Below are 22721 nucleotides of genomic sequence, written 5' to 3' on the forward strand. Positions count from 1 at the left end.
ACCAGCTTCCCCGCCCAGCCACCCGCAAGCACCGGCGACGCGACCGCCCCGGCGGTCCCCGCCGTCGTGCAGGAGAGGGGCGTCGTGCAGGAGAGGGGCACAGTGCAGGAGGACGCGGATGGCGCGGCGGAGGCGGCGGCCCGGCCGGAAGTCGGCGTCGGGCCCTGGGAAGGCGAATGGCCCGAGGGCAGCCATTGGGACCCCGAACTGCTGCGCGAGGGAGACCGGCGCAACGTCGCCGACAAGTACCGCTACTGGCTGCACGAGGCGATCGTCGCGGACCTGGACACGCGCCGGCACGACTTCCACATCGCGATCGAGAACTGGCAGCACGACCTGAACATCGGCACCGTGGTGCGCACCGCCAACGCGTTCCTGGCCAAGGAGGTCCACATCATCGGCCGGCGCCGGTGGAACCGGCGCGGCGCGATGGTCACCGACCGCTACCAGCACGTGCGCCACCACCCCACCGTGGAGGACTTCGTGGCTTGGGCCGAGGCGGAGGGGCTGGCGATCATCGGGATCGACATCTTCCCCGACTCCGTTCAGCTGGAGACCTACGACCTGCCCCGGAACTGCGTGCTGGTGTTCGGGCAGGAAGGCCCGGGGCTGACCGAGGAGGTGCACGCCGCCGCCGAGGCGACCCTGTCCATCGAGCAGTTCGGGTCCACCCGGTCCATCAACGCGGCCTCCGCGGCCAGCATCGCCATGCACGCGTGGATCCGCCGGCACGTGTTCGGCCAGCGCCCGCTGCCCTAGGCTTCCGGGCCCAGCTCGTCCAGCAGCCGCAGCCCGCTGCGCGCCCAGGCGATCTCGGCCTCGGCGCGGGCGATCAGGCCCTCGTAGGCAAACCGCTTGAAGGCGCGGCTGCGCTGGCGCTGGTCCGCGGGGAGCGTCGCGAGGCGCCGGGTGAGCATGGCGCTGGTGCCGGTGTCGATTTCCTCGATCTTCTGGTTCCACTGCCGCAGCAGCGCCTCGTGGTGGGCAATATGCGCCTGCAGCTGTGCCCGTGCCGCCTCGGGAGCCGCGTACTCGAGGTAGGCGGCCCGCAGGTGTGCGGGGTCGCGGACGCGCGAGTACTCCAGCGGGCTGTTCATCCACGCCTCGAAGTCGCCGGTCCCGGCGGGCGTGACGTGGTACCGGCGCTTGGTGGCCTTCTTGCCCCACGGGATGTCCTCCCCGCGGACCAGCCCCTCCGCCTCCATCTTGCGCAGCTCGGGGTAGATCTGCGAGTCCGGCGCGTACCAGACATGGCCGACGGAGGACTCGAAGACCTTGTGGAGGTCGTAGCCGGTCATGGGCTCGACATTCAGGAGCGCGAGCAGCGCATACCTCAGGCTCACGGGCGGCCTTTCGTTGCCGGGGTCTTTCGTTGGCGCGGTCTTCAGGGCAGAAGTCCAGTCCACTCTAGCCACGGGGGCCGTTCCCGGACGAAGCGCGGGCTGCGGCGATCGGGCTCTTGAATATACCTATGTCCATAGGTAGTCTGTGTTGCAGAACACAAATACCTATGGACATAGATAGTGGGCGCCCGGCCACCGGCACCCGCGGAAGGACTTCCCAATGACCGCAGCAAACACCGTCCCCGGCGGGCAGGGCACCGTGACCGCCAAGGTGCTGGGCCATCCCCTCAACGCCTGGTACGTCGCCGCCTGGGACCATGAGGTCACGCGCAAGCCGATGTCCCGCCGGATCGCCAACCGGCCCCTGGCGCTCTTCCGCACCGAGGACGGCCAGGCCGTGGCCCTGGCTGACGCCTGCTGGCACCGGCTCGCGCCGCTGTCGATGGGGAAGACCGTGGGGCGCGACGGGATCCAGTGCCCGTACCACGGGATCGTCTACAACTCGGCGGGGCGCTGCGTGTCCATGCCGGCGCAGGAGACCGTGAACCCCTCGGCGACCGTGCCGTCCTTCCCCGTGGTGGAGCGGGACCGGTTCCTGTGGGTCTGGCTGGGGGATCCCACCCAGGCCGACCCGGACCTGATCCCGGACATGTCCCAGATGTCCTCGCCGGAGTGGGCAGGCGACGGGGAGACCATCCACGCCGCCTGCAACTACCAGCTGATCCTGGACAACCTCATGGACCTGACCCACGAGGAGTTTGTGCACTCCTCCTCGATCGGGCAGGAGGAGCTGAGCGAATCTGAATTCGAGACCACCCGCGACGGAAACACCGTGACCGTCACCCGCTGGATGTTCAACATCGACGCGCCGCCGTTCTGGCTCAAGAACATGCGGGACAAGTTCCCCGGCTTCGAGGGCAAGGTGGACCGCTGGCAGATCATCCACTTCGAGGCCCCGGGCACCATCCGCATCGACGTCGGCGTGGCCAAGGCCGGCACCGGTGCGTTCGAGGGCGACCGCAGCCAGGGCGTCAACGGCTACGTCATGAACACGATCACCCCGGAGACCGACCGCACCAGCCACTACTTCTGGGCCTTCATGCGCAACTACCGCCTGGAGAGCCAGCTGATCACCACCCAGCTGCGCAACGGCGTACACGGGGTGTTCGGGGAGGACGAGGCCATGCTCAAGGCCCAGCAGGAAGCCATCGACGCGAACCCGGACCACGAGTTCTACAGCCTGAACATCGATGCCGGCGGCATGTGGGTGCGCCGCATCCTCGAACGCATGCTCGCGGCCGAGGGCCGCCCGCAGCAGGCTCCGGCCGCCGCCGCCGCCCCCGCCGCTCACTCCCGAACCGCCGTGCCGGCGGGCCGGGCCTAGCGCGGACGCGAAGGAGAGTCACCATGGCAGCCAACAACACCGAGGTCTGGCAGCGGGCCACCGTCGTCGAGTCCGTCGAGGTCGCCCAGGACATCCGCCGGATCGTCCTTGAGCCGGAGCACCCGAAGCCGGCCGAGCCGGGGTCCCACGTGGACCTGCTCGTCACCATCGACGGCAGGCAGGACCGCAGGTCCTATTCGGTCGTCGAATCGATCGACGGCGGGCGCCGCCTGGCCATCAGCGTCTTCAGGGCCCCGGCCTCCCGCGGCGGGTCCGTGCACATGCACACCCTCCAGGCCGGCGACGTCCTGGACATCACGCAGCCGCTGCAGAACTTCCCGCTGCGCGTCGGCGCCCCGCGCTACGTGCTGCTTGCCGGGGGCATCGGCATCACCGCCATCTTGCACATGGCCAAGGTGCTCCGGCAGGTGAAGGCGGACTACCGGCTCGTGTACGCGGGCCGCAACCGGGACTCCATGGCCTACCTGTCCGATCTGGCCGACCTGCACGGGGACCGGCTGCACGTGCACGCCGACGACGAGCACGGCATCCTCGACGTCGCGGGCCTGGTCGGCGCCATCGAGCCCGGGACCGAGTTCTACATGTGCGGGCCGATCCGGCTCATGGACGCCGTCCGCCGCGCGTGGACCGAACGGGAACTGGACCTGCCGAACCTGCGCTACGAGACCTTCGGCAACAGCGGCTGGTTCGACCCCGAGGAGTTCACGGTCCGCATCCCCCGGCTCGGCATCGAGGCGACCGTGGGCAAGGGACGCTCCATGCTGGAGGCCCTCGAGGATGCCGGCGCGGACATGATGTTCGACTGCCGCAAGGGCGAATGCGGCCTCTGCCAGGTCAAGGTCCTGGCCGTCGAAGGCGGGATCGACCACCGCGACGTCTTCTACAGCGAGCGCCAGCACAACACGGCCGACCGCATGTGCGTCTGCGTCTCCCGCGTCGCCGGCGGCGAAAACTGCCCGTCCCACGGCGCCTCCGTCACCATCGACATCAGCTGACAGCTCCAAACGCAAGGATTTACCCATGACCATCAGGGAACGCATCGACGCGTCCGCGATGTCCCCATACCAGTGGCTGATCATCGGCCTCTGCACGCTGCTCAATGCGCTGGACGGCTTCGACGTGCTGGCGATGGCCTTCACCGCCAACCGGGTCTCCGCCGACTTCGCCCTCAATGGGGCGCAGCTGGGCGTGCTGCTCAGCTCGGGCCTGCTCGGCATGGCCGCCGGCTCCCTGCTGCTGGCGCCCTTCGCCGACGTCATCGGCCGCCGGCCCATGACGATCCTGGCCACGGCCCTGGCCGCCGCCGGCATGTTCCTTTCCGCGACGGCCCACTCCGCCGTCGAACTCGGGGCCTGGCGCTTCCTGACCGGCCTGGGCGTGGGCGGCATCCTGGCCTGCACCAACGTGATTGCCAGCGAATACTCGTCCCGGCGCGGGCGGGGCATGTCGGTGGCCATCTACACCGCCGGCTACGGCGTGGGGGCCACGCTGGGCGGCATGGCGGCCGTGGGCCTGCAGGCCTCCTTCGGATGGCGTTCGGTCTTCGTCTTCGGCGGCACGGCCACCGCGGTCGTTTGCCTCCTGCTGGTGGCCCTGCTGCCGGAATCGGTCGATTTCCTGCTCTCCCGCCGCCCCGTCCGGGCCCTCGAGCGGCTCAACCGGATCAGCCAGCGCATCGGCCAGCCGGCCTCCACCGAACTGCCCGCCGGGACCGGGGCCGCGGCCGGCTCCCGGGCCTCCGTGCGGAGCCAGGTCGCCACCCTCTTCTCGGCACGCCACCGCCGCGTCACGGTGCTCGTCTGGGCCGCGTTCTTCACCACCATGTTCGGCTTCTACTTCGTCAACAGCTGGACCCCCAAGCTGCTGGTCACCGCCGGCATGACCGAGAGCCAAGGGGTGGTCGGCGGCCTCATGCTGACCCTGGGCGGGACCTTCGGATCCCTGCTGTTCGGAGCCCTGGCCACCAAATGGAGCGCCCGCAGCGTGCTGCTGCGGTTCACGGTCCTGGCCGCCGTGGCGATGGTGGTGTTCATCTCCACCGCCTCGTTCATGGCGCTCGCCTTCGCCGCGGGCGTGGTGGTCGGCATGCTGATCAACGGCTGCATCGCGGGCCTCTACACCATCTCCCCGGCCTCCTACGAGGCCCCGATCCGCAGCACCGGCGTCGGCTGGGCCCTGGGCGTCGGACGGCTGGGGGCCATCATCGCTCCGCTCGCCACGGGCGCCCTGCTCGATGCCTCCTGGACCCCGGTGCAGCTGTACCTCGGCGTCGGCGCCGTCCTGCTGGTCGCCGCCGCGGCAGTCTGGCTCCTCGGGCCCGCCCGGCCCGCCGCGCCGGCGGGCGCCGGGGAATCGGCGCAGGCCTCCACGGCCGGGCCGGAGCCGGTCCGCCACTGACACCGCCGCTGCCGGAACAAAGACGGCACCGGCGCAAAAGCAAGGGGGCGGGACCGGCAGTTGCCGGCCCCGCCCCCTTTCCGCTGCCCGCGGGCTGCCGGCACGGGACACCCGCCCCGGCTGCCCGCCGCCGGCGGTTTCCGGGCTACTGGGACAAGTAGCTCTGGTGCGCCAGATGGGCCGCGGCGACCTTTTCGCGGATCTTGTCCACGTCCTTGGCCTTTTCCCGGTACTTCTTCTCCATGGTGAGGATGTTCTGCTCCTCCTCCACCAGCAGCTGGTAGATGCGCTCGCGCTCGCCGGCGTCCGAGGTGTAGGTCAGGTCCAGGTAGCTCTCGGCATGGCGGCGGGCGTTGTTGATGGCGTTCTGGGCCTTGCCCGCCTTGCTGACCAGCGAGGCGACGATGGTGATCACCAGGACGCCGATGATCACGGTCAGCGAGAGCCCGGTGGTGATTTCGATGACGTTGACGTGCTCGCCGCCGTTGATGAACGGCAGGGTGTTCTCATGCAGCGCGTGCAGGAACAGCTTCACGCCGATGAAGCCCAGGATCGCGGCCAGGCCGTAGGAGAGGTAGATCAGGCGGTCCAGCAGGCCATCCAGCAGGAAGTAGAGCTGGCGCAGGCCCATCAGCGAGAACGCGGTGGCGGTGAACACGATGAACACGTTCTGGGTCAGGCCGTAGATCGCCGGGATGGAGTCCAGTGCGAACAGGATGTCAGTGCCGCCGATGGCCACCATGACCAGCAGCATCGGGGTGAGGACCCGCTTGCCGTCCACCATGGTGGAGAGCTTGTCTCCGTCGTAGTGGTCGGTGGTGGGCAGGAACTTCCGGGCCATGCGGACGATGAAGTTGTTCGCCTCGTCCTCGTCGCCCTCGCCCTCCGGCCGGAGCAGGTTGCCGGCGGTGAGCAGCAGGATGATGCCGAAGAGGTAGAAGATCCAGGAGAACGAGTTGATCAGCGCGGCGCCGAGGAGGATGAAGGCCGTGCGGGCGATCAGAGCGAACACGATGCCGAACAGCAGCACCTTCTGCTGGTCCTCCCGGGGGACGCGGAAGCTGGCCATGATCACCAGGAACACGAAGAGGTTGTCGACGCTGAGCGCCTTCTCCGTGATGTAGCCGGCGAAGTACTCGCCGCCCATCTGCGCGCCGCCGAACACCCAGACCAGGATGCCGAAGACGATGGCGAAGCCGACGTAGATGGCCGACCACTTGGCGGCCTCGGGCAGGGTGGGCACATGCGCCTTGCGGATGTGGAAGAAGTAGTCGAATGCGAGGAGGCCCAGGATGACGACGACCGTCACCAACCAGACCCAACCGGGAACCGTCACGGTGTTCCTTTCGAGGGTATAGCGGGTTACCGCGAGTCTCTCCGCCGGCCGCCGTGGCAACCGTCCGCCGCGGCCGGCGGGGCAATGGTGCCCCACGTGTTGACGGCCTGCGACGCGGGGGATACTCCCTCACGCTGGAATCCATCGTACCCAATTTCGGCCCGGACCCGCCGTGACCTTGTCCGATCAGTCTCTTCGCACCCAGGCCGGCGGCCCGCGCCACGTGTTCGTCCGCCGTCGTACGCGCGGGGTTATGCTGCGCGTCACGGCGGGTCGCTAGGATGGGATCCGAACCACGAGGTCCCAACCGATCGACCCCAACAAAGGAGTCAGCGTGCCCATCGCAACCCCGGACAAGTACAACGCCATGATCGATGCCGCCAAGAGCGGCGGCTACGCCTTCCCGGCGGTGAACGTGACCTCTTCGCAGACGCTGAACGCCGCGATCCGCGGCTTCGCCGAGGCCGAGTCCGACGGCATCATCCAGGTCTCCACCGGCGGCGCCGCCTACTGGGCCGGGGCCTCGGTCAAGGACATGGTGGTCGGCTCGCTGGCCTTCGCGGCGTTCGCCCGCGAGGTGGCCAAGTCCTACGGCGTGAACATCGCCCTGCACACGGACCACTGCCCCAAGGACAAGCTGGACGGCTTCGTCCTGCCGCTGCTGGCCGCCTCCGAGGCCGAGGTGGCCGCCGGGCGCGACCCCTTCTTCAACTCCCACATGTGGGACGGCTCCGCCGAAACCCTTGAGGAGAACCTGCGCATCGCCGCCGACCTGCTGCCGCGCACCGCGGCCGCCAAGCAGATCCTTGAGGTGGAGATCGGCGCCGTGGGCGGCGAGGAGGACGGCGTCGAAGCCGAAATCAACGAGAAGCTCTACAGCACCGTCGGCGACGCGCTGGCCACCATCGACGCCCTCGGCGCCGGGGAGAAGGGCCGCTACATCACCGCACTGACCTTCGGCAACGTCCACGGCGTCTACAAGCCGGGCAACGTCAAGCTCCGCCCGGAGATCCTCAAGGACATCCAGGCCCAGGTCGGCGCCAAGATCGGCAAGGAGAACCCGTTCGACCTGGTCTTCCACGGCGGCTCCGGCTCCACCGAGCAGGAAATCGCGGACGCGGTCGCCTACGGCGTCATCAAGATGAACATCGACACCGACACCCAGTACGCGTTCACCCGCCCGGTCGTGGACCACATGTTCCGCAACTACGACGGCGTCCTGAAGGTCGACGGCGAGGTCGGCAACAAGAAGCTCTACGACCCCCGCGTCTGGGGCGCCTCCGCCGAGGCGTCCATGGCCGCCCGCGTCGTGGAGGCCGCGCAGCAGCTCGGCTCCGCCGGCAAGTCCCTGAAGTAGGCGCGCCGTGACGGATCTGGGACGGAACCTGCTCGGCATTCCCGAAACCCTTCTGCCGGAGGAGTCGGAGGTCACCTCCCGGCTGGCCGCCGGCGATGAGCCGGCCGACGTCGTGGCCGCCTTCCCGGCGTCGTCGCTGGCGTGGGCCCTCCTCGCGGACGAGGCCTACGACGACGGCCGCACGGTCGAGTCCTACGCCTACGCCCGCGTGGGCTACCACCGCGGCCTGGATTCGCTGCGCAAGTCCGGCTGGCGCGGCCAGGGACCGGTTCCGTGGCGCCACGAGCCCAACCGCGGGTTCCTGCGCGCGCTCTACGCGTTGCAGCGGGCCGCCGCCGCCATCGGCGAGACGGAGGAAGTGGAGCGCATCGGCCAGTTCCTCAACGACTCCGACCCCACCGCGGCCGCCGCCATCGAGGCCGGCGAGTAGCACCGCATCGACCGGGCCTTCCGGAAAAACCTGCCCCACCGCGTGCGGGTGGATTCCGGAAGGCCCGGTCTTGTGCATTCCCGGCCTTTTGCCCGGACCCGTCCGGGTGCATGATGCCCGTATGCCTGCCGATACCGTGTTCACGACCACCGAGCTCGTCTACTTGCCCAGCACCCGGGTCTGGGCCCTGCTCACCGATTGGGCGGCGTTCCCGGCGTGGGTTCCGGGAATCTCCGAGATGCATGCGGAAGGCCCCGCGGGAGTGGGAACCACCCTCGAGTACCACTCGGAGGGGCACGACCGCAGGCTGACCGTCACCGAATTCGAGCCCGAGCGCAGCCTCACCCTCTCCAGCGGCCGCGGGGACGTCCACACGGAATACCGCTTTGACCTGAAGGAAGACGGCGACGATACCCGCCTCACCTTTACGATCCGGGTCGACGTGGCGCCCTCCCTGTCCGGCATCGCCTCCGACATCCGCTCAGCCATCATCGAGGCCGACGCCGGCCAGCTCTCCTACTTCAAGCGCTTCGCCGAGAAAGCGCCCTGAAACCCGGCCCGCCGAACGGCCCCCACTCAGGCAAGGACCGGCTCAGCCGGGATCGGCCGAGCCGGGACAGGCTCCGGCGGCAGGAATCAGGCGAGGATCGGGCAGAGATCGCTCTCCTTGCTCGGCGCCGCGACCAAAAGGTACCCAAAGCGCAGCCAGTCGAGGTTGTTGAACGGCCTGGACGGTGACCTCTTCTTCTTCCCGCCGTGGCCGCTGCAGAAATCCTTGGCGGCGACAGTGGTGGCCTGGTGGGTGGAGGCCGCGGCCTGATGGGAGGAGGCGGAACTGGGCGCGGCGGCCATGGCCGGGCCCGCGGCGAGGGTGCTTCCCGCAGCAATGGCAACTGCGGCTGCCACGGAAATGAGCCAGCGTTTCATTATGGCCCCTTGGGTGCGAATGGAGTTCTTGAGGTGCGGGTATGGGAAACCGGGCCTGGTTTCCCGTGGAACAACGGGGTCGGACGGTGCGGCGGTCCGGTCCGGTTTGGTGCGATTCAGTGTGGTGCGATTCGGTGCGGGCGCGTCCGGGCGGGGTGCGTCCGGACTGCCTAAGTCCGGACACCCGTTGGCCGGTGTGCCCGTAATTGGGATGATGCACCCCCCAGCGGGCAGGGTCAAGAGCGCCGGCCGGGAACCTGCGGCAGGGTCGGGGCTCCCCAAGGAGCTAGATCCCCAAGCCGTCCAGGATCGTCCCGACGCCCCAGGCGAACGCGTCCTCGCCGAGGTCCGGGCCGCCGGCTTCGCCCACCGCCTCCAGGCTGGAACGGTCCTGCTGCGCCGCCACCGAGCCGAGGATGTGGTTCAGCAGCAGGTGCCTGGCCCATGCGGAATGCTGCGGGGCGACGCCTGCCTCCTCGAGCAGTTCACGCAGCCAGGTCAGGGGCTCCAGCGCGGCGGGCTGCATGGTCTGGGCCAGTTGCACCACCTCCGCGCTGTCCGGCACGGGCGCCAGGGCGGTGCGGATCGCCGTGGCCAGGGAGGCGACGGCGTCGCGCGGGGTCGCCTCCGCCTCCGGGAGGCGCCCAACGCCGCCGAGCAGGCGCGCCGCGACGTCGACCAGCAGTTCCTGCTTGTTTTTCACGTGCCAGTAGAGGGCCCCGACCTGGACGTCCAGTTCGCGCGCGAGGCGGCGCATGGAGAGGTCGGCGAGGCCGAAGTCGGCGAGGACGCCGACGGCCGCGTCCACCACCTGCTCCCGAGTCAGCGCCATGCCCGCCAGCCTACTATTGCGCGGCGAAGGGGACTGCGCGGGGCCTGCGTTCGCGACCCGAGCGGCCGTTCCGGTAAACTCGGGGCGTAAGAGCCCCCTTTCCTCTTACGCGTGGGCCCCGACAGGACGCTGAATGCGCCGAGGGCCGCAGAGAGGAAGAAGGGGCATTTTCGTGTCCGGCACCGCCGGAACCCGGCGCAAGCCGGCCACGCTGAACCTGCAAGGGGGAGGAATCCCATGCCAGCAATCGTGATCGTCGGAGCCCAGTGGGGCGACGAAGGCAAAGGAAAGGCCACCGACCTGCTCGGCGGCCGCGTCGACTACGTGGTTAAGCCCAACGGCGGCAACAACGCCGGGCACACCGTTGTGGTCGGCGGCGAGAAGTATGAGCTCAAGCTCCTTCCCGCCGGCATCCTGAGCCCGAACGCGACTCCGATCATCGGCAACGGCTGCGTGGTGAACCTTGAAGCGCTCTTCGCCGAGATCGACGGACTCGAAGCCCGCGGCGCCGACACCTCGCGGCTGCGCGTCTCCGCGAACGCCCACCTGGTGGCCCCGTACCACCAGACCATGGACAAGGTGTCCGAGCGCTTCCTGGGCAAGCGCGCCATCGGCACCACCGGCCGCGGCATCGGACCGGCCTACATGGACAAGGTGGGGCGCTTGGGCATCCGCGTCCAGGACATCTTCGACGAGTCCATCCTGCGCCAGAAGGTCGAAGGCTCGCTGCGCCAGAAGAACCAGCTGCTGGTCAAGGTCTTCAACCGCCGCGAGGTGGAGATCGAGGAGACCGTCCAGTACTTCCTCTCCTTCGCCGAGCGCCTGCGCCCGCTGGTCATCGACGCCACCCTGGAGCTGAACAACGCGCTGGACGCGGACAAGGTGGTCCTCATGGAGGGCGGCCAGGCGACCCTGCTCGACGTCGACCACGGCACCTACCCGTTCGTGACCTCCTCCAACCCGACCGCGGGCGGCTCCTCCGTGGGCTCGGGCATCGGCCCGACCCGCATCACCCGCTCGATCGGCATCATCAAGGCCTACACCACCCGCGTGGGCGCCGGCCCGTTCCCGACCGAGCTCTTCGATGAGATGGGCGAGTACCTGCAGAAGACCGGCGGCGAGTTCGGCGTGAACACCGGCCGCCCGCGCCGGTGCGGCTGGTACGACGCCGTGCTGGCCCGCTACTCCTCGCGCGTGAACGGCTTCACCGACTACTTCGTCACCAAGCTGGACGTGCTCAGCGGCATCGAGCGGATCCCGGTCTGCGTGGCCTACGACGTCGACGGCGTGCGCCACGACGAGATGCCGATGACGCAGACCGACTTCCACCACGCGAAGCCGATCTTCGAGTACTTCGACGGCTGGACCGAGGACATCACCGGCGCCCAGACCCTTGAGGACCTGCCGGAGAACGCCCGCAACTACGTGCTGGCCCTGGAGGCCATGTCCGGCACCCGCTTCTCCGCGATCGGCGTCGGCCCGGACCGCGACCAGACGATCGTGCGCTACGACCTGATCAAGGACTGACGCGCAACAAGGCCCCCGCGCCTACCGGACAAGGCCCCCGCAACCGCCCGGTTGCGGGGGCCTTGCCGTAACCATCCACCACACGCGGTATCAGGAGTGAACCGTGGGACGGGTGGGGCGCACCTGCGGGGTGCGGGGACCAAATGTGGTGGTCCGTCCCGGAAAACCGCACGCCGGTGCGCCCGGCCTGCCCGTGAGGCTGGACTACCGGTGAGCCTGGTCCGGCTCAAACCGCTCCCACGGCCCGGACAGCTGGGCCACGAACCCGTCGGGACGGACCACCACCACCGTCCCGTCCGGCAGGTTCCGCGCCGGCGCGGCGGGGAAACGGAACATCGGCATCCGATGCCCGGCCGCCAGTTCGCGCGCCCGGGCCGAGGCTGCGGGCCCGTAGGCGTGGACCTGCCACACGGCCCGGGCCAGCGGAGCGAAGTTGTCCGCCGCGTTGCCGCCCTCCAGGGCCGGGGCCCCGGTCCAGGGCAGGCGCCGCCCCAGCACCCGCCCGCGCCGGGTGGTGCGCCGGGAGCCGTGCCGCCGTTGGGCCCGCTGCCGCTGCCCCTCGCCCAGCCAGTAGTGGATGCGGAACTGCCCCAGGTATCCGGCGAAGCGTCCACGCATCGGGGTGCGCGGCAGCAGCCGGAACAGCGCCGGCCACACCGCCGGCAGTACCCGGGTGCGCACGAACCGCGCCGTGGGCGTCGCCGAGGCCACCAGGCCGAACATCCGGTCCGTGGTGGCCACCAGGCGCAGCGCCACCGGGCGGCGTTCGGCTTCGTACCGGTCCAGGTACTCCGGAGGCATCCGTCCCTGGATCACGTCGGCCAGCTTGCAGGCCAGGTTGTGCGCGTCCTGCAGCCCGGTGTTCATGCCCTGGCCGCCGACGGGGGAGTGCACGTGCGCGGCGTCCCCGGCCAGGAACACGTTCCCGGCGCGGAAGGTGGCCGCGACCCGGTGGTGGACCCGATAGGTGGAGAACCAGTTGGAGCCGTCGTACTCGACCCCGAAGTCGTCACGCAGCATGGTGCGGGCCAGCTCCTCGTCCACCGCGGGACTATCCCCGGGGGCCCCGGTTTCGGAAAACGCGCCCTCGCCCTTTGCCCCGACCGGGGCGTCCGGCTGCGTGGTGCCCGCCTGCCGCGCCGGCGGCTGCACGATCCCGACCAGCCGGTAGCGCTTCCCGCCGTCGCCGGGGCCCATGGGGAAGGCGAGCATGAAGTTTGCGCTGCTGATCCGGATGTTGATCCCGGCCTCCAGGCCCTCGACGCCGTATCCGTCGATCACGAAGAACGTCTGGGCGTTGGTTGCGCCCTGGAACCCGATGCCCAGGTCCGTGCGCACCGGCGACCCGGTCCCGTCCGCGGCGATCACGTAGCGTGCGGTCAGCTCGTGCCGCGTCCCGTCCGGGCCCTCCACCTCCACGACGACGCCGGCCTGCGGCTCCGCGGACGCGCCGCCTCCGGTGCCGGGCGCGCCGGGCGGGCGCGCGCCGCCGTCGTTCCCTGATACCTCGGGAAGCGGTATCGCGGAATGCGGTTCGTCGGGATGCGGCTGTTGGCGCAGGCCCACGAAGGCGTGGCCCCACAGCACCTGCCCGCCGAGGCGGTCCAGGTTGGCCGCGAGGATCTCCTCGTTGGCGCTTTGCTCCAGCACGTAGAGGCCGGGGAAGGGGGTCAGCCCGTGGCCCATCCCGCCCAGCTGCACCCGGTCCAGGAGATGGCGGCCGATGGCGGGCCGCATCACGGTGGCCCGCTGGCACCGGGCGAGGACCTCCGCGCCCACGCCGAGCTGGGAGTAGATCTCCATGGAGCGCGACTGGAGGGCCAGCGCGCGGGATTCGCGGGTCGGCCCGGACTTGCGGTCGATGACCACCGCCTCCACCCCGAACCGGGCCAGCCAGTTGGCTGCCATCAGACCCGTCGGACCGGCGCCGACCACCACGACATCCACATCGGTATTCACGGACCCAAGGCTACGCCCGACGAAGGGGCACGTCACCGGAGATTCCGCCCGGACGGGACCGTAGACTGAAAGAACATCTGCCCTGCGATGCCGGAGGTCCGGAAGCCATGAAGATCAGCGTCGGCCAGTTTTCCCCGAGCGGCTCCGTGACCGAAAACCTGGAGGCCGTGCGCCGCCTGGCCGCCCGGGCCCGCCAGGAGGGCGCCGGCCTGCTGGTGCTGCCGGAGGAAACGATGTTCACCGTCGGGCTGGTCGGGGACGATGTTGCCGCCGCCGTGGATCAGGGCTGGAGCATGTTCGCCCAGCAACTGTCCTTCATTGCAGCGGAGAACGGGCTGGCGATCGTCGCCGGCGGGTACGAAAGCAGCGGCGAGGCCCGGCCGTACAACACCCTGGTGGTGGTTGACTCCGACGGGCGGATCGCCGGGACCTACCGCAAGATCCACCTCTACGACGCGTTCTCCTACAAGGAATCGGAGCACATCAAGCCCGGAAACCCGGACGTCGCCGCGCTGTTCCGCATCGGGGGCCTGAACATCGGGGTCATGACCTGCTACGACCTCCGATTCCCGGAACTGGCCAGGAGGCTGGCCGTGGAGGGGGCCGACGTGGTGGTAGTGGCCGCGGCCTGGTTCGCCGGCGACCACAAGGTGGAGCACTGGAACACCCTGCTCAAGGCGCGCGCCCTGGAAAACACGGTATGGGTGGCCGCCGCCGGAACCAGTTCCGACCATACGATCGGACACTCGGAGATTCTGGACCCGATGGGCTTCGTGGTCGGCACCCTCGGTGACGAAACGGAGGGGCTGCTGACCCACGAGGTGACCCGCCGCCGGATCGAGGAGGTCCGCGAGTTCCTGCCGGTGCTGGCCAACCGCCGGCTGGGCGTCTAGGGCGCCTGGCTCAGGGGCACCCGGAGCAGGACCGCCAGAGCATCCGGAAAAACCTGGCCGCGCAACCACGGGTTTTGTCCGGAATTTCCGGACAAAACGGCTCCCTCCGGAGGGCCCGGGCGGGACTCCAAAAAGTTTTTCAAAAAGTTTTCGCCGGCGCGTAACCCCTGCGGGTCCGGAACGATTACGTAGATGGAGAGGCCGCGCCGGAATTTTCCCCCCCAATGAGACTTCGGCGCGGCCTCGACCCATCTCGGCAAGGGTACGAATTGCGGGCCGGCGGTTTGGGACCGGTCTAGCGTCGTCGGCGCCTAGACTGGTCCGTGTTCCAGCCCCCCACCTTCCGAGGAGACCCTTGGCCGAGGCACTGACGGATGAGGTGCTGCAGCACGCCCGGCGCGGGGAACCCGACGCGCTGGCCACCGTGTACCGGAGTCTTGCGGGACAGGTCCTGGGCTATCTCGAAGCCAAGGGCGTGGACGACGCCGAGGGTGCCACACAGGATGTTTTTCTGACGGTTTTTTCCCGGATCGGGGACATGGAAGGCGGGGTGTCTGGGTTGCGGAGCTTCACCTTCTCGGTTGCCCACGCGCGCATGGTGGACGCCACCCGCGCCCGCGCCCGCGCGCCCTGGGTGGACGAGTACTCACCCGAGGAGGACCCGCGGCGCTCCCCGTCGCCCCAGGATGAGGTGATGGACCGGCTGGGTTCCGGCGAACTGGCCGCCGTCCTGGACGGACTGCTTCCCGACCAGCGCGAATGCGTCCTGCTGCGCATCGTGGCCGGGCTGAGCATCGAGGAGACCGCCGCCGCGCTGGGCAAGTCCGCCGGCGCGGTCAAGCAGCTGCAACGGCGCGGACTGCTGGCCATGAAGAAGGCGCTGGAAGGGGCTGAGGTGCATGTCTGAGCGGCACACGTTTGACCGGCGCATGTTTGAGCAGCGCCTGTTGGAAAACGGCATGCTTGAAGGCAGCCTGCCGGAACCGGACCCCCAGGACCGGCGCGGCCATGCCGCGCGCCTGCTCGCGGAGGAGGGGCTGGAGGACGGGGGGCCGCTGCTTGGCGCCCTGGAGGCGCTCGAACGCCTCGGCCGCGCCGCCCCGCCCGCCCCGAGCGGTGACCTGGCGAAGCTGCTCTCCGGCGTCCGCCCGGAGGCCCCTGCCGCAACCACCGCAATCGAAATCACGGCTGCGGAAACCGCCGCACTTGAAACGATCGCTGCCGAAGCCACCGGCGGTGGACCGGGCGCCGTGGTGCCCCTGGTGCGGGGCCGCAAGCGGCGCGCCGCGGCGGCCGGCACCCTTGCCGCCTTGGTGCTGGTGGCCGGGATCGGCGGGGCAGCCGCGGCGAGCCCCGCGCTGCGCGGGCAGCTGGAACGGGCGATTTCCGCCGTCGTGCCCGTGGCGGTGGCCCCCGGCGGCGTGGAGGTGGACCGGACGCAGCTCGGATCCGCTCCCTCCCCGACGCCCGAGGTGCCTGCCGAGCCGACCGTCGAACCGACGGACGGGACCGTGGCGGAGGCGCCCGAACAAACGCACGCGGAGGAGTCCGAACAGGCGGATGACGCCGGCGCGTCCGACGCGGATAACGCGGCCCGGAAGCGGCCCGCTCAGGACGGGAGCGGTGCCTCCGGGGACCGGAGCGCGGAGAAGCGGGAAGGTTCCGCGGGCGGCCAGGACCGTAACAAACAGGAGAACGGCCAAGGCCGCGGCCCGGGCAATGGCAACCGGGGCAACGGCCAGAACAACGGCAAGGGAAACGCCAGCCAGGACAACGCCAGCCGCAACAACGGCCAAGGCAAAGGTGCGGCCAGCGGTGCCGGGAACGGCAAGGGGAACGGTGCCGTCGAGGGAAGCCGCGGAAGCGGGGAGTGGCAGGTTTCCGGCGCCTGGAACGGCGACGGCCCGGGAAGCCGGGGGAACGGCTGGGGCCAGATCCAGCTCCCGGTCCGCGGCGCCGACCTGTGGGAAGGCCTCGGCCGCACCTACGATCGGTGGTCGGAGGTCAGCTCCTCCGAGGGCGGACGCTAGCCCCTACCAGCGGTTGGCGGCCTCCTCGGCCCAGCCGGTCAGTCCGGCCAGGTCCAGCCGCGTCCCGTCCGGGGCCGCGGCCCAGCCGGACCACCGGCCGAACGCCTGGTGGGTGGTTCCGGAGACAACGAGCGCACCCGTCCTCGCGTGGCGCAGGTGGAAGGGGTCCAGCTTCGCCTCGATCCAGTCCCCGGAGACGGTCCAGGCGGCCTGGGGGTCCGCGGGGTCGTAGCTGAACGCCAGTTCGCCGTCGTGGTGGTGGACGAGCCCGTCCAGGAACAGGGCGTTTTCCGTGGCACCGGTTCCTTCGGTCCATTTGCCGCCCAGTTGCAGGCCCAGCCGCCGCCCGTCCGGCAGGGTTCCGGCGGCCACCGCCCAGTTCCAGCGCATGGAGTAGGGCCAGCGTCCCCGCCCGCGGTCCAGGGCGGCGAAGGCGTCCGGCCCTTCCACGTCCAGCTCCTCGCCGTCGACCTGGAGGATTCCGGACACCGGCCGGCCCACGTCCTTGAGCGTGTACTGGTAGCGCTTGGCGCTCCACGGAACCACCACTCCCAGCGACTCCCCGCCCGGGGCAACCTCCAGCACGGCCTGGATGCGCGGGGATTCCAGCCAGAGCACCACGCGTCCGTCCGGCTGGTCGGCGAAGCGCAGCCGCAGCGGCTCCAGCCGGCCGCCCACGCTCAGCGGGGGAAGCCCGTCCGGCAGCCTCACCGTCCCCGCGCCCGGGAAGGCCTTCCGCTCGTCCTGGACGATCTCCTTGCCGGTGAGGCGGTCGTAGAAGTAGGCCTGCATGACGGCGGCGTAGTCCAGGTGCGCGACCGTCATCCCCAGCACGAACCGTTCCGTGGTGATCCCCCAGTAGTCCCAGCGCTTGGTGCGCCACAGGTGCAGCGGCCCGGACGGCAGGCCGTCGCTGGTGTGCAGGGGTTGGCGGGTGAAGCCCGCGGCCTCCGGATTCAGCCTCCCGCCGGGCAGGCACAGCGGAACAGGGCGGGTGATCTCGCGCATGCGCCCCAGTCTAGGCGGCGAGGTGTGGGGGCCGCCGTCGTACGCATGCCCAAGCGTCGCCTGCATGGCGACGCGTCGCCATGCAGGCGACGCAACGGCATGCAATCGGCCCGCGTACGACGGCGGGAGGCGGGCCGGGTGCCCGGCCCGCCTCCCGCGGTGGTGATGTCGGCGGATGGGCCGCCGGGCCAGTTAGTGGAGCTGGCGCTTGGAGCTGATCACGCCGGTGTTGAAGCCGGCCAGGTGCAGGCCGCCGTGGAAGCGTGCGTGCTCGATCTTCACGCAGCGGTCCATGACCACGTTCAGGCCCGCGGCCTCGCCCTTCTCGGCGACGCCCTCGTGCCAGGAGCCCAGCTGCAGCCAGATGGTCTTGGAGCCCACCGCGATGGCCTCGTCCAGGACGCCGGGCAGGTCGTCGTGCTTGCGGAAGACCTCGACCAAGTCCGGCACCTCCGGCAGGTCCGCCAGGGACTTGTAGACCGGCTGGCCCAGGATCGTGTCCACCACGGGGTTCACGAAGTAGACCTTGAACCGGGTGGAGGAGAGCAGGTAGGTCGCCACGAAGTAGGACGCGCGGGACGGCTTGTCCGAGGCGCCCACGATCGCGATCGAGGTGGTGTTGCGCAGGATGTCCAGGCGTTCGGGGGCCGACGGGCCCACCCAGGTGCGCTCTGCGGTGGCGGTCACTTGGAGGCCCCTTCCTCGGCTGCAATGGATTCCTCAACGGATTCGACCACCCGGGTGCCCGGCTCCGTCACCTTGGCGCGGGCCGCGGGGATGGTGCAGGCCTCGCCGTCGTAGGTCGGCGCCGCGAATTCGGTGGTGCTGAAGACGTGGTCCTCGTGGTCTCGGCTGGGGCCGTGCTCGGCGCCGGCCTGCTGGGAGGCGGTGAGCGCCTGGTCCAGGTCCCACAGGATGTCCTCGAGGTCCTCCAGGCCCACGGAGAGGCGGATCAGGTCCTCCGGAACGCCGCCGGCGACCAGTTGGTCGGCCGTGAGCTGCTGGTGGGTGGTGGACGCCGGGTGCAGGACCAGCGTGCGGGCGTCGCCGATGTTGGCCAGGTGGCTGGCCAGCTGCAGCGCCTCGATGAACTTGGCGCCGGCGGCGCGGCCGCCCTTGACGCCGAAGCTGAACACGGAGCCGACGCCCAGCGGGAGCAGCTCCTTGGCGCGCTCGTGGTGCGGGTGCGTGGGCAGGCCGGCGAAGTTCACGTAGGTGACGCGCTCGTCCTGGTCCAGCCATTCGGCGACCTTCTGGGCGTTGTCCAGGTGGGCGTCCATGCGCTGGGGCAGGGTCTCGACGCCGATCAGCAGCTGGAACGCGGACTGCGCCGGCAGCGACGGGCCGATGTCGCGCAGCTGCTCCGAGCGCAGCTTGGTCAGGAAGCCGTACTCGCCGAAGTTGCCCCACCAAGAGACGTTGCCGTAGCTGGGCACCGGCTCGGTCATCTGCGGGAACTTGCCGTTGCCCCAGTTGAAGGTGCCGGATTCAACGATGACGCCGCCCAGGGTGGTGCCGTGGCCGCCGAGGAACTTGGTGGCGGAGTGGATGACGATGTCCGCCCCGTGCTCGATCGGGCGGATCAGGTATGGCGGGGTCAGAGTGGAGTCCACGACCAGCGGAACGCCGGCCTCGTTCGCGACGGCGGCCAGGCCCCGGAGATCGGCGACGTCGCCGGAGGGGTTGGCCACGATCTCGGTGTACACGGCCTTCGTGTTCTCGCGGATCGCGGCCTTGTAGTCGGCCGGGTCCGTCGAGTCGATGAAGGTGGTGTCGACGCCGAAGCGGCGCAGCGTCACGTCCAGCTGCGTGATGGTTCCTCCGTACAGCTTGGAGGAGGCGACGATGTGGTCCCCGGCCCCAGCCAGCGCGGCGAACACGAGGAACTCCGCGGCCATGCCGGAAGCGGTGGCGACGGCGCCGATGCCGCCCTCCAGGGAGGCGATGCGCTCCTCGAAGGCCGCCACGGTGGGGTTGCCGATGCGCGAGTAGATGTTGCCGTACTTCTGCAGGGCGAACAGGTTGGCGGCGTCGTCAGTGTCCTTGAAGACGAACGACGAGGTCTGGTAGATCGGGACCGCGCGGGCGCCGTGTTCGGCGTCGGGGGTGCCCCCGGCGTGGAGGGCGCGCGTGCGGAAGCCGAACTGGTGTTCTGCCATGAGGCGGGGGCTCCTTCAAGGTTGGTGGCGGGGAGGTAGGTCGATGTTGATTCCGGTGCCGTTGCGGCGGACAACGGCGGCCCACGGCACCGGGGGATCCGGCGCCACCACGGCCGAAGAAAAGCTCGCGCCTTCCCCATCGTTTCTGGCGGTAGCACCTTTCCGGCGGCGTCCGGAAGGTTGCTGCGGCGTCAGGGAGCCAGATCTCTCAGCCACTCGGGATGGACCGAACCATCCTCCCAAAAACCGGCCCCCCGATCAAAGAATGTTGACCACCGTTGCGCGTGGCCGCGATCTGACCGAAGATCCGGCGGCGGTCCCCCGTTATCGTTCAGACTGCTCCCACACCTCGCTCCGCTCGGCGCGGGTCCCTCGCCGCCTAGCGTCCATGAGCCTCCCAATCCTCGCTGGCGCTCGGATCGGGGCCCTCGGCTCATAGCGTCCAGGTGGCTCCCACACCTCGCTCCGCTCGGCGCGGGTCCCTCGCCGCCTAGACTTGGGCGCATGCAGGCACGGATCGCTTTTGTCAGGCACGGGGAAACGGACTGGAACGCCCAAGGGCGGTTGCAGGGCAGCAGGGACATCCCGCTGAACGACGCCGGCCGGGGACAGGCGCGGGAAGCCGGCCTGGCGCTGGGACGCGGACGGTGGGACCTGCTGGTCTCCTCGACGCTCCATCGCGCCGCCGAGAGCGCGGACATCATCGGAGCGCTGATCGGGCTTCAGCCGTCCCTCCGGCTGCCCGATCTGGTGGAGCGGAACTACGGCGCGGGTGAGGGCCGCATTGTGCAGGGGCTTCCCCGGCCCCAGATCGACGCCCTGCTGGCCACGGGGGAACCAGAGGCCTCCGTGGCGGCGCGCGGAGTGGGCGCCATTGACCGCCTGGCGGCCGAGTACCCCGGACGGCGGATCGTGGTGGTCGCCCACGGCACGATCATCCGCCTGACGCTGAATGCGGTGCTCGGCGGCAGCCACCCGCACGTGGAGAACGGCCAGGTCCTGGAACTGGACTGGGACGCCCGGGGCCGGGACGTCCGCCCGCGCGCGCTCATGCCAAGACAGTAGGCAGCCCTCGATAGCCGGCGGTTCCTGCCCCTCCACAGGCCGGGACCGCCGGCTTTTTCGTGGCCATCCCGGGACGGGCATGTATTAAAAAGCATTGACGATCGTCTCAAATTTGAAGATACTCAACGTGCGGGGTGCGCGGTTCACGGCGGGCCGGCAAGGGGCGGCTCCAAGTCGGCGCCCTTGCCGCCCGCCGCGAATCTTTCCGCGCCGAAGCCATTCCTTCCGCACTGACGATCTTTTCGCGGTGAGGTCCTTTTGTGCTGGGAATCCTTCCGCGGCGCATTCCTCCCCGCCCGGAAACGAGTTGGAGGCATTCAATGAAGAACCGTCCACGCCCTACACGCTTGCGCGCGCTCGCCGCCGCCGTCGCCCTCGCGGCAACGCCGCTGGCCCTGGTGCCAGCACCCGCCGTGGCCGCCGAGGATGAAGCCCATCAGGTCAAGGGGGTTTTCCATCAGGACGAGCCCGGCGAGGTGGTGTATGAGGCGGTGACCCCGGAGGACTGGAACGGCACCCTGGTGCTGGACCTGGACTTCAACCGGTGGACCGGGGAAAAGCGGGAGTGGTTCCTCTCCCACGGCTACGGCATCGGCGGCATTCAGCGCACCCAGAACCAGACGGCCTACGAGATCAAGAAGTACGTGGACGACCTCGTGGCCACCCGCGGCGAACTCATGGAGGCCGGAACGGAGGAGCCCGCCAGGACGATTGCCGTCGGGGCCTCGCGGGGTGGCTTCGTGGCCCGCATGTCCGTCGAGCATCGCCCCGACGTTTTCGACGGGGCGCTGGCCTTCGCCGGCGGCGGAGCGGGGGTGCTCGGTTCCTGGCTGAGCAAGGCCGACGCGGTGTGGGCCCTGAAGACGCTGGTGGACCCCGCGGCCCCGCTGGCCATCAACAACCTCCCCGACATTCCCGCCGGGGCGAGCTACGGCCCCGACTACCAGCAGGACGTCGCCCTCGCCGCCTTGGTGGAGAAGGCCCGCGGGGACGACGCCGGCACGGCCCGGCTGATGCTGGCCAGCGCGCTGGAGCAGGCCACCGCGTGGCCCTCCGGTGCGGAGGCGCCCGGCGCGAACGACTTCGAGGATCAGGCGCAGCGCATCGCCGACAGCTTCGCCTGGGCGAACCCGCAGTTCGTCCACAAGGAGATCGAGGACATGGCCGGGGGCCCGGTGGTGTGGAACCACGGCGTCGATTACGCCGCACTGCTGGAGGATTCCGGGGCGATCGAGCGGGTCCGCTACTGGTATGACAAGGCGGGCCTCGACGTCGAGGACGACCTCGCGAGGCTGGCGGGGGCCCCGCGCTACTCCGCGGACGCGGCGGCGATCGGCACCCTGGACGAGAAGGGCACCTTCACCGGGGACACCGGCCAGCGGCCGGTGCTCAGCATCAAGACCATCGGCGACGGCGCGGACGCGGTGCCGTTGGATGCCGCCTACGTCCAGACCTTCGCCGCGGCCGGGAGCTCCGCCCAACTGCGCACCGCCTTCATCGGCCGCGCCGGCCACAGCACCCAGACCTTCCGCGAGTACCTGGCGGCGTTCGCGACCCTGGAGTCCAGGATCGGCACCGGCGTGTGGCCCGCGACCTCGGCCGCGGCGCTGAACGAGCGGGCCGCCACCGTGGAAGGGGTTGGGGTGGGTCCGGCCCCGGCGAACTTCATCGAGCACTCCGACGCCGCGCCGCTGCGCACCTGGGACTTCACCAACCGCCACAGCTACCTGAGCCTGTATGCCGATGACCTGGCCGCCGGCCGGGCACCCGACCTGGCCAACGGCCTGCGCAACGCCGCCAAGCACCTGAACGCAGGCCGGCTCAAGCAGGCCTGCGGCGCCTTGGGCTCGGTGGCGGAGAAGGTTCCCGGAAACCGCGCGCTGAGCCCGGCGCAGGAGCGGGAATTGGGCGGGCAGATCGACGCCTTCGGCGGTTCGGTGGGCTGCCCGCTGTCTTGATGCACTGTCCTGGGGCGCTGTCCTGACGGGCCCCGCTTGAGGCGCCACTGGGGGCGCCCCAACGAAAGGATCGCGGCCAACCCCGGCCGCGATCC

At 70.0% G+C, this 22721-nt stretch carries 21 protein-coding genes and 1 riboswitch; of the genes, 13 read left to right on the forward strand and 8 right to left on the reverse strand.

From position 1 onward, the window contains the following. Positions 1 to 102 precede the first annotated feature (102 nt). A complete protein-coding gene (locus tag ABD912_RS01925; protein WP_345148243.1) occupies positions 103 to 759 on the forward strand; it encodes a TrmH family RNA methyltransferase in 657 nt (218 codons plus the stop codon). On the opposite strand, the gene ABD912_RS01930 is transcribed toward ABD912_RS01925, so the two are convergent. Next, positions 756 to 1343: a PadR family transcriptional regulator gene (locus ABD912_RS01930; protein ID WP_345148054.1), complete on the reverse strand. Its 588-nt coding sequence runs from the start codon at positions 1341 to 1343 to the stop codon at positions 756 to 758. The genes ABD912_RS01925 and ABD912_RS01930 overlap by 4 nt on opposite strands. A 220-nt stretch (positions 1344 to 1563) precedes the next feature. Between ABD912_RS01930 and ABD912_RS01935 the strand changes: the two genes are divergently transcribed. Genes ABD912_RS01935 through ABD912_RS01945 form a run of 3 tightly spaced genes read left to right on the forward strand, consistent with a single transcriptional unit; the run spans position 1564 to position 5145 of the window. Next, positions 1564 to 2727, forward strand: coding sequence for an aromatic ring-hydroxylating dioxygenase subunit alpha (locus ABD912_RS01935; RefSeq protein WP_345148056.1), 1164 nt, complete (start codon positions 1564 to 1566; stop codon positions 2725 to 2727). A gap of 23 nt (positions 2728 to 2750) precedes the next feature. After that, the gene (locus ABD912_RS01940; RefSeq protein WP_345148058.1) at positions 2751 to 3743 is read left to right on the forward strand and encodes a PDR/VanB family oxidoreductase; all 993 of its coding nucleotides are present in this window, start codon (positions 2751 to 2753) and stop codon (positions 3741 to 3743) included. 25 nt (positions 3744 to 3768) lie between these two features. Beyond that, complete coding sequence (locus tag ABD912_RS01945) at positions 3769 to 5145, forward strand: MFS transporter (protein WP_345148060.1); 1377 nt, start codon at positions 3769 to 3771, stop codon at positions 5143 to 5145. 145 nt (positions 5146 to 5290) lie between these two features. Here ABD912_RS01945 and ABD912_RS01950 read toward each other — a convergent pair whose 3' ends face one another. Then, positions 5291 to 6481: a TerC family protein gene (locus tag ABD912_RS01950; RefSeq protein ID WP_345148061.1), complete on the reverse strand. Its 1191-nt coding sequence runs from the start codon at positions 6479 to 6481 to the stop codon at positions 5291 to 5293. Between the two features lie 334 nt (positions 6482 to 6815). Here ABD912_RS01950 and fbaA point away from each other — a divergent pair, with 334 nt between their 5' ends. From fbaA to ABD912_RS01965, 3 genes are all read left to right on the forward strand, one after another. Next, positions 6816 to 7838 carry a class II fructose-bisphosphate aldolase gene (gene fbaA, locus ABD912_RS01955; RefSeq protein WP_345148062.1) on the forward strand — a complete coding sequence of 341 codons (1023 nt, stop codon included), beginning with the start codon at positions 6816 to 6818 and terminating at the stop codon, positions 7836 to 7838. 7 nt (positions 7839 to 7845) lie between these two features. Beyond that, positions 7846 to 8268 carry a DUF3151 domain-containing protein gene (locus ABD912_RS01960; RefSeq protein ID WP_345148063.1) on the forward strand — a complete coding sequence of 141 codons (423 nt, stop codon included), beginning with the start codon at positions 7846 to 7848 and terminating at the stop codon, positions 8266 to 8268. A gap of 121 nt (positions 8269 to 8389) precedes the next feature. Next, the gene (locus ABD912_RS01965) at positions 8390 to 8818 is read left to right on the forward strand and encodes an SRPBCC family protein (protein WP_345148064.1); all 429 of its coding nucleotides are present in this window, start codon (positions 8390 to 8392) and stop codon (positions 8816 to 8818) included. 86 nt (positions 8819 to 8904) lie between these two features. Here the strand turns inward: ABD912_RS01965 and ABD912_RS01970 are convergent, their stop codons facing one another. Both ABD912_RS01970 and ABD912_RS01975 read right to left on the reverse strand, forming a co-directional pair. Next, positions 8905 to 9195 carry a hypothetical protein gene (locus ABD912_RS01970; protein WP_345148065.1) on the reverse strand — a complete coding sequence of 97 codons (291 nt, stop codon included), beginning with the start codon at positions 9193 to 9195 and terminating at the stop codon, positions 8905 to 8907. A gap of 286 nt (positions 9196 to 9481) precedes the next feature. Next, positions 9482 to 10027, reverse strand: a complete 546-nt coding sequence (locus ABD912_RS01975; protein ID WP_345148066.1) for a TetR family transcriptional regulator — start codon at positions 10025 to 10027, stop codon at positions 9482 to 9484. Between the two features lie 237 nt (positions 10028 to 10264). Here ABD912_RS01975 and ABD912_RS01980 point away from each other — a divergent pair, with 237 nt between their 5' ends. Continuing rightward, a complete protein-coding gene (locus ABD912_RS01980) occupies positions 10265 to 11554 on the forward strand; it encodes an adenylosuccinate synthase (RefSeq protein ID WP_345148067.1) in 1290 nt (429 codons plus the stop codon). 204 nt (positions 11555 to 11758) lie between these two features. Here the strand turns inward: ABD912_RS01980 and ABD912_RS01985 are convergent, their stop codons facing one another. Continuing rightward, positions 11759 to 13513, reverse strand: coding sequence for an FAD-dependent oxidoreductase (locus tag ABD912_RS01985; protein WP_345148068.1), 1755 nt, complete (start codon positions 13511 to 13513; stop codon positions 11759 to 11761). A gap of 107 nt (positions 13514 to 13620) precedes the next feature. On the opposite strand from ABD912_RS01985, the gene ABD912_RS01990 reads away from it, so the two are divergent. From ABD912_RS01990 to ABD912_RS02000, 3 genes are all read left to right on the forward strand, one after another. After that, entirely contained in the window at positions 13621 to 14406 is a 786-nt protein-coding gene (locus tag ABD912_RS01990; RefSeq protein WP_345148069.1) for a carbon-nitrogen hydrolase family protein, read from the forward strand. 355 nt (positions 14407 to 14761) lie between these two features. Further along, a complete protein-coding gene (locus ABD912_RS01995) occupies positions 14762 to 15313 on the forward strand; it encodes an RNA polymerase sigma factor (protein WP_345148071.1) in 552 nt (183 codons plus the stop codon). Then, positions 15306 to 16436, forward strand: a complete 1131-nt coding sequence (locus ABD912_RS02000) for a hypothetical protein (RefSeq protein WP_345148073.1) — start codon at positions 15306 to 15308, stop codon at positions 16434 to 16436. Before ABD912_RS01995 ends, ABD912_RS02000 begins: the two co-directional genes overlap by 8 nt. A 3-nt stretch (positions 16437 to 16439) precedes the next feature. On the opposite strand, the gene ABD912_RS02005 is transcribed toward ABD912_RS02000, so the two are convergent. From ABD912_RS02005 to ABD912_RS02015, 3 genes are all read right to left on the reverse strand, one after another. Beyond that, positions 16440 to 17444, reverse strand: a complete 1005-nt coding sequence (locus ABD912_RS02005) for a DUF2804 domain-containing protein (RefSeq protein WP_345148074.1) — start codon at positions 17442 to 17444, stop codon at positions 16440 to 16442. Between the two features lie 192 nt (positions 17445 to 17636). Next, positions 17637 to 18131 (reverse strand): CoA-binding protein, encoded by a 495-nt coding sequence (locus ABD912_RS02010; RefSeq protein ID WP_345148076.1) that lies wholly within the window; start codon positions 18129 to 18131, stop codon positions 17637 to 17639. After that, on the reverse strand, positions 18128 to 19603 hold the full coding sequence (locus tag ABD912_RS02015; protein ID WP_345148078.1) for an O-acetylhomoserine aminocarboxypropyltransferase/cysteine synthase family protein: 1476 nt from the start codon (positions 19601 to 19603) through the stop codon (positions 18128 to 18130). Before ABD912_RS02015 ends, ABD912_RS02010 begins: the two co-directional genes overlap by 4 nt. A 133-nt stretch (positions 19604 to 19736) precedes the next feature. Further along, positions 19737 to 19831, reverse strand: a riboswitch (SAM riboswitch). A gap of 276 nt (positions 19832 to 20107) precedes the next feature. Here ABD912_RS02015 and ABD912_RS02020 point away from each other — a divergent pair. Together ABD912_RS02020 and ABD912_RS02025 are read left to right on the forward strand one after the other, a co-directional pair. Beyond that, positions 20108 to 20668 carry a histidine phosphatase family protein gene (locus ABD912_RS02020; RefSeq protein WP_345148080.1) on the forward strand — a complete coding sequence of 187 codons (561 nt, stop codon included), beginning with the start codon at positions 20108 to 20110 and terminating at the stop codon, positions 20666 to 20668. A 320-nt stretch (positions 20669 to 20988) separates the two neighbouring features. Continuing rightward, positions 20989 to 22626: a prolyl oligopeptidase family serine peptidase gene (locus ABD912_RS02025; RefSeq protein ID WP_345148082.1), complete on the forward strand. Its 1638-nt coding sequence runs from the start codon at positions 20989 to 20991 to the stop codon at positions 22624 to 22626. Positions 22627 to 22721: the final 95 nt, after the last annotated feature.

This window comes from Arthrobacter ginkgonis (assembly GCF_039540195.1).
Taxonomy (GTDB): domain Bacteria; phylum Actinomycetota; class Actinomycetes; order Actinomycetales; family Micrococcaceae; genus Zafaria; species Zafaria ginkgonis.

What these genes read in the sequence shown, in the direction of transcription:
- ABD912_RS02005 (WP_345148074.1), bottom strand. Translation starts at nt 17,444, where the DNA reads ATGCGCGAGATCACCCGCCCTGTTCCGCTGTGCCTGCCCGGCGGGAGG.
- ABD912_RS02025 (WP_345148082.1), top strand. Translation starts at nt 20,989, where the DNA reads ATGAAGAACCGTCCACGCCCTACACGCTTGCGCGCGCTCGCCGCCGCC.
- ABD912_RS01975 (WP_345148066.1), bottom strand. Translation starts at nt 10,027, where the DNA reads ATGGCGCTGACTCGGGAGCAGGTGGTGGACGCGGCCGTCGGCGTCCTC.
- ABD912_RS02020 (WP_345148080.1), top strand. Translation starts at nt 20,108, where the DNA reads ATGCAGGCACGGATCGCTTTTGTCAGGCACGGGGAAACGGACTGGAAC.
- ABD912_RS01945 (WP_345148060.1), top strand. Translation starts at nt 3,769, where the DNA reads ATGACCATCAGGGAACGCATCGACGCGTCCGCGATGTCCCCATACCAG.
- ABD912_RS01970 (WP_345148065.1), bottom strand. Translation starts at nt 9,195, where the DNA reads ATGAAACGCTGGCTCATTTCCGTGGCAGCCGCAGTTGCCATTGCTGCG.
- ABD912_RS01980 (WP_345148067.1), top strand. Translation starts at nt 10,265, where the DNA reads ATGCCAGCAATCGTGATCGTCGGAGCCCAGTGGGGCGACGAAGGCAAA.
- ABD912_RS01940 (WP_345148058.1), top strand. Translation starts at nt 2,751, where the DNA reads ATGGCAGCCAACAACACCGAGGTCTGGCAGCGGGCCACCGTCGTCGAG.
- ABD912_RS01990 (WP_345148069.1), top strand. Translation starts at nt 13,621, where the DNA reads ATGAAGATCAGCGTCGGCCAGTTTTCCCCGAGCGGCTCCGTGACCGAA.
- ABD912_RS02015 (WP_345148078.1), bottom strand. Translation starts at nt 19,603, where the DNA reads ATGGCAGAACACCAGTTCGGCTTCCGCACGCGCGCCCTCCACGCCGGG.
- ABD912_RS01935 (WP_345148056.1), top strand. Translation starts at nt 1,564, where the DNA reads ATGACCGCAGCAAACACCGTCCCCGGCGGGCAGGGCACCGTGACCGCC.
- ABD912_RS01965 (WP_345148064.1), top strand. Translation starts at nt 8,390, where the DNA reads ATGCCTGCCGATACCGTGTTCACGACCACCGAGCTCGTCTACTTGCCC.
- ABD912_RS02000 (WP_345148073.1), top strand. Translation starts at nt 15,306, where the DNA reads ATGTCTGAGCGGCACACGTTTGACCGGCGCATGTTTGAGCAGCGCCTG.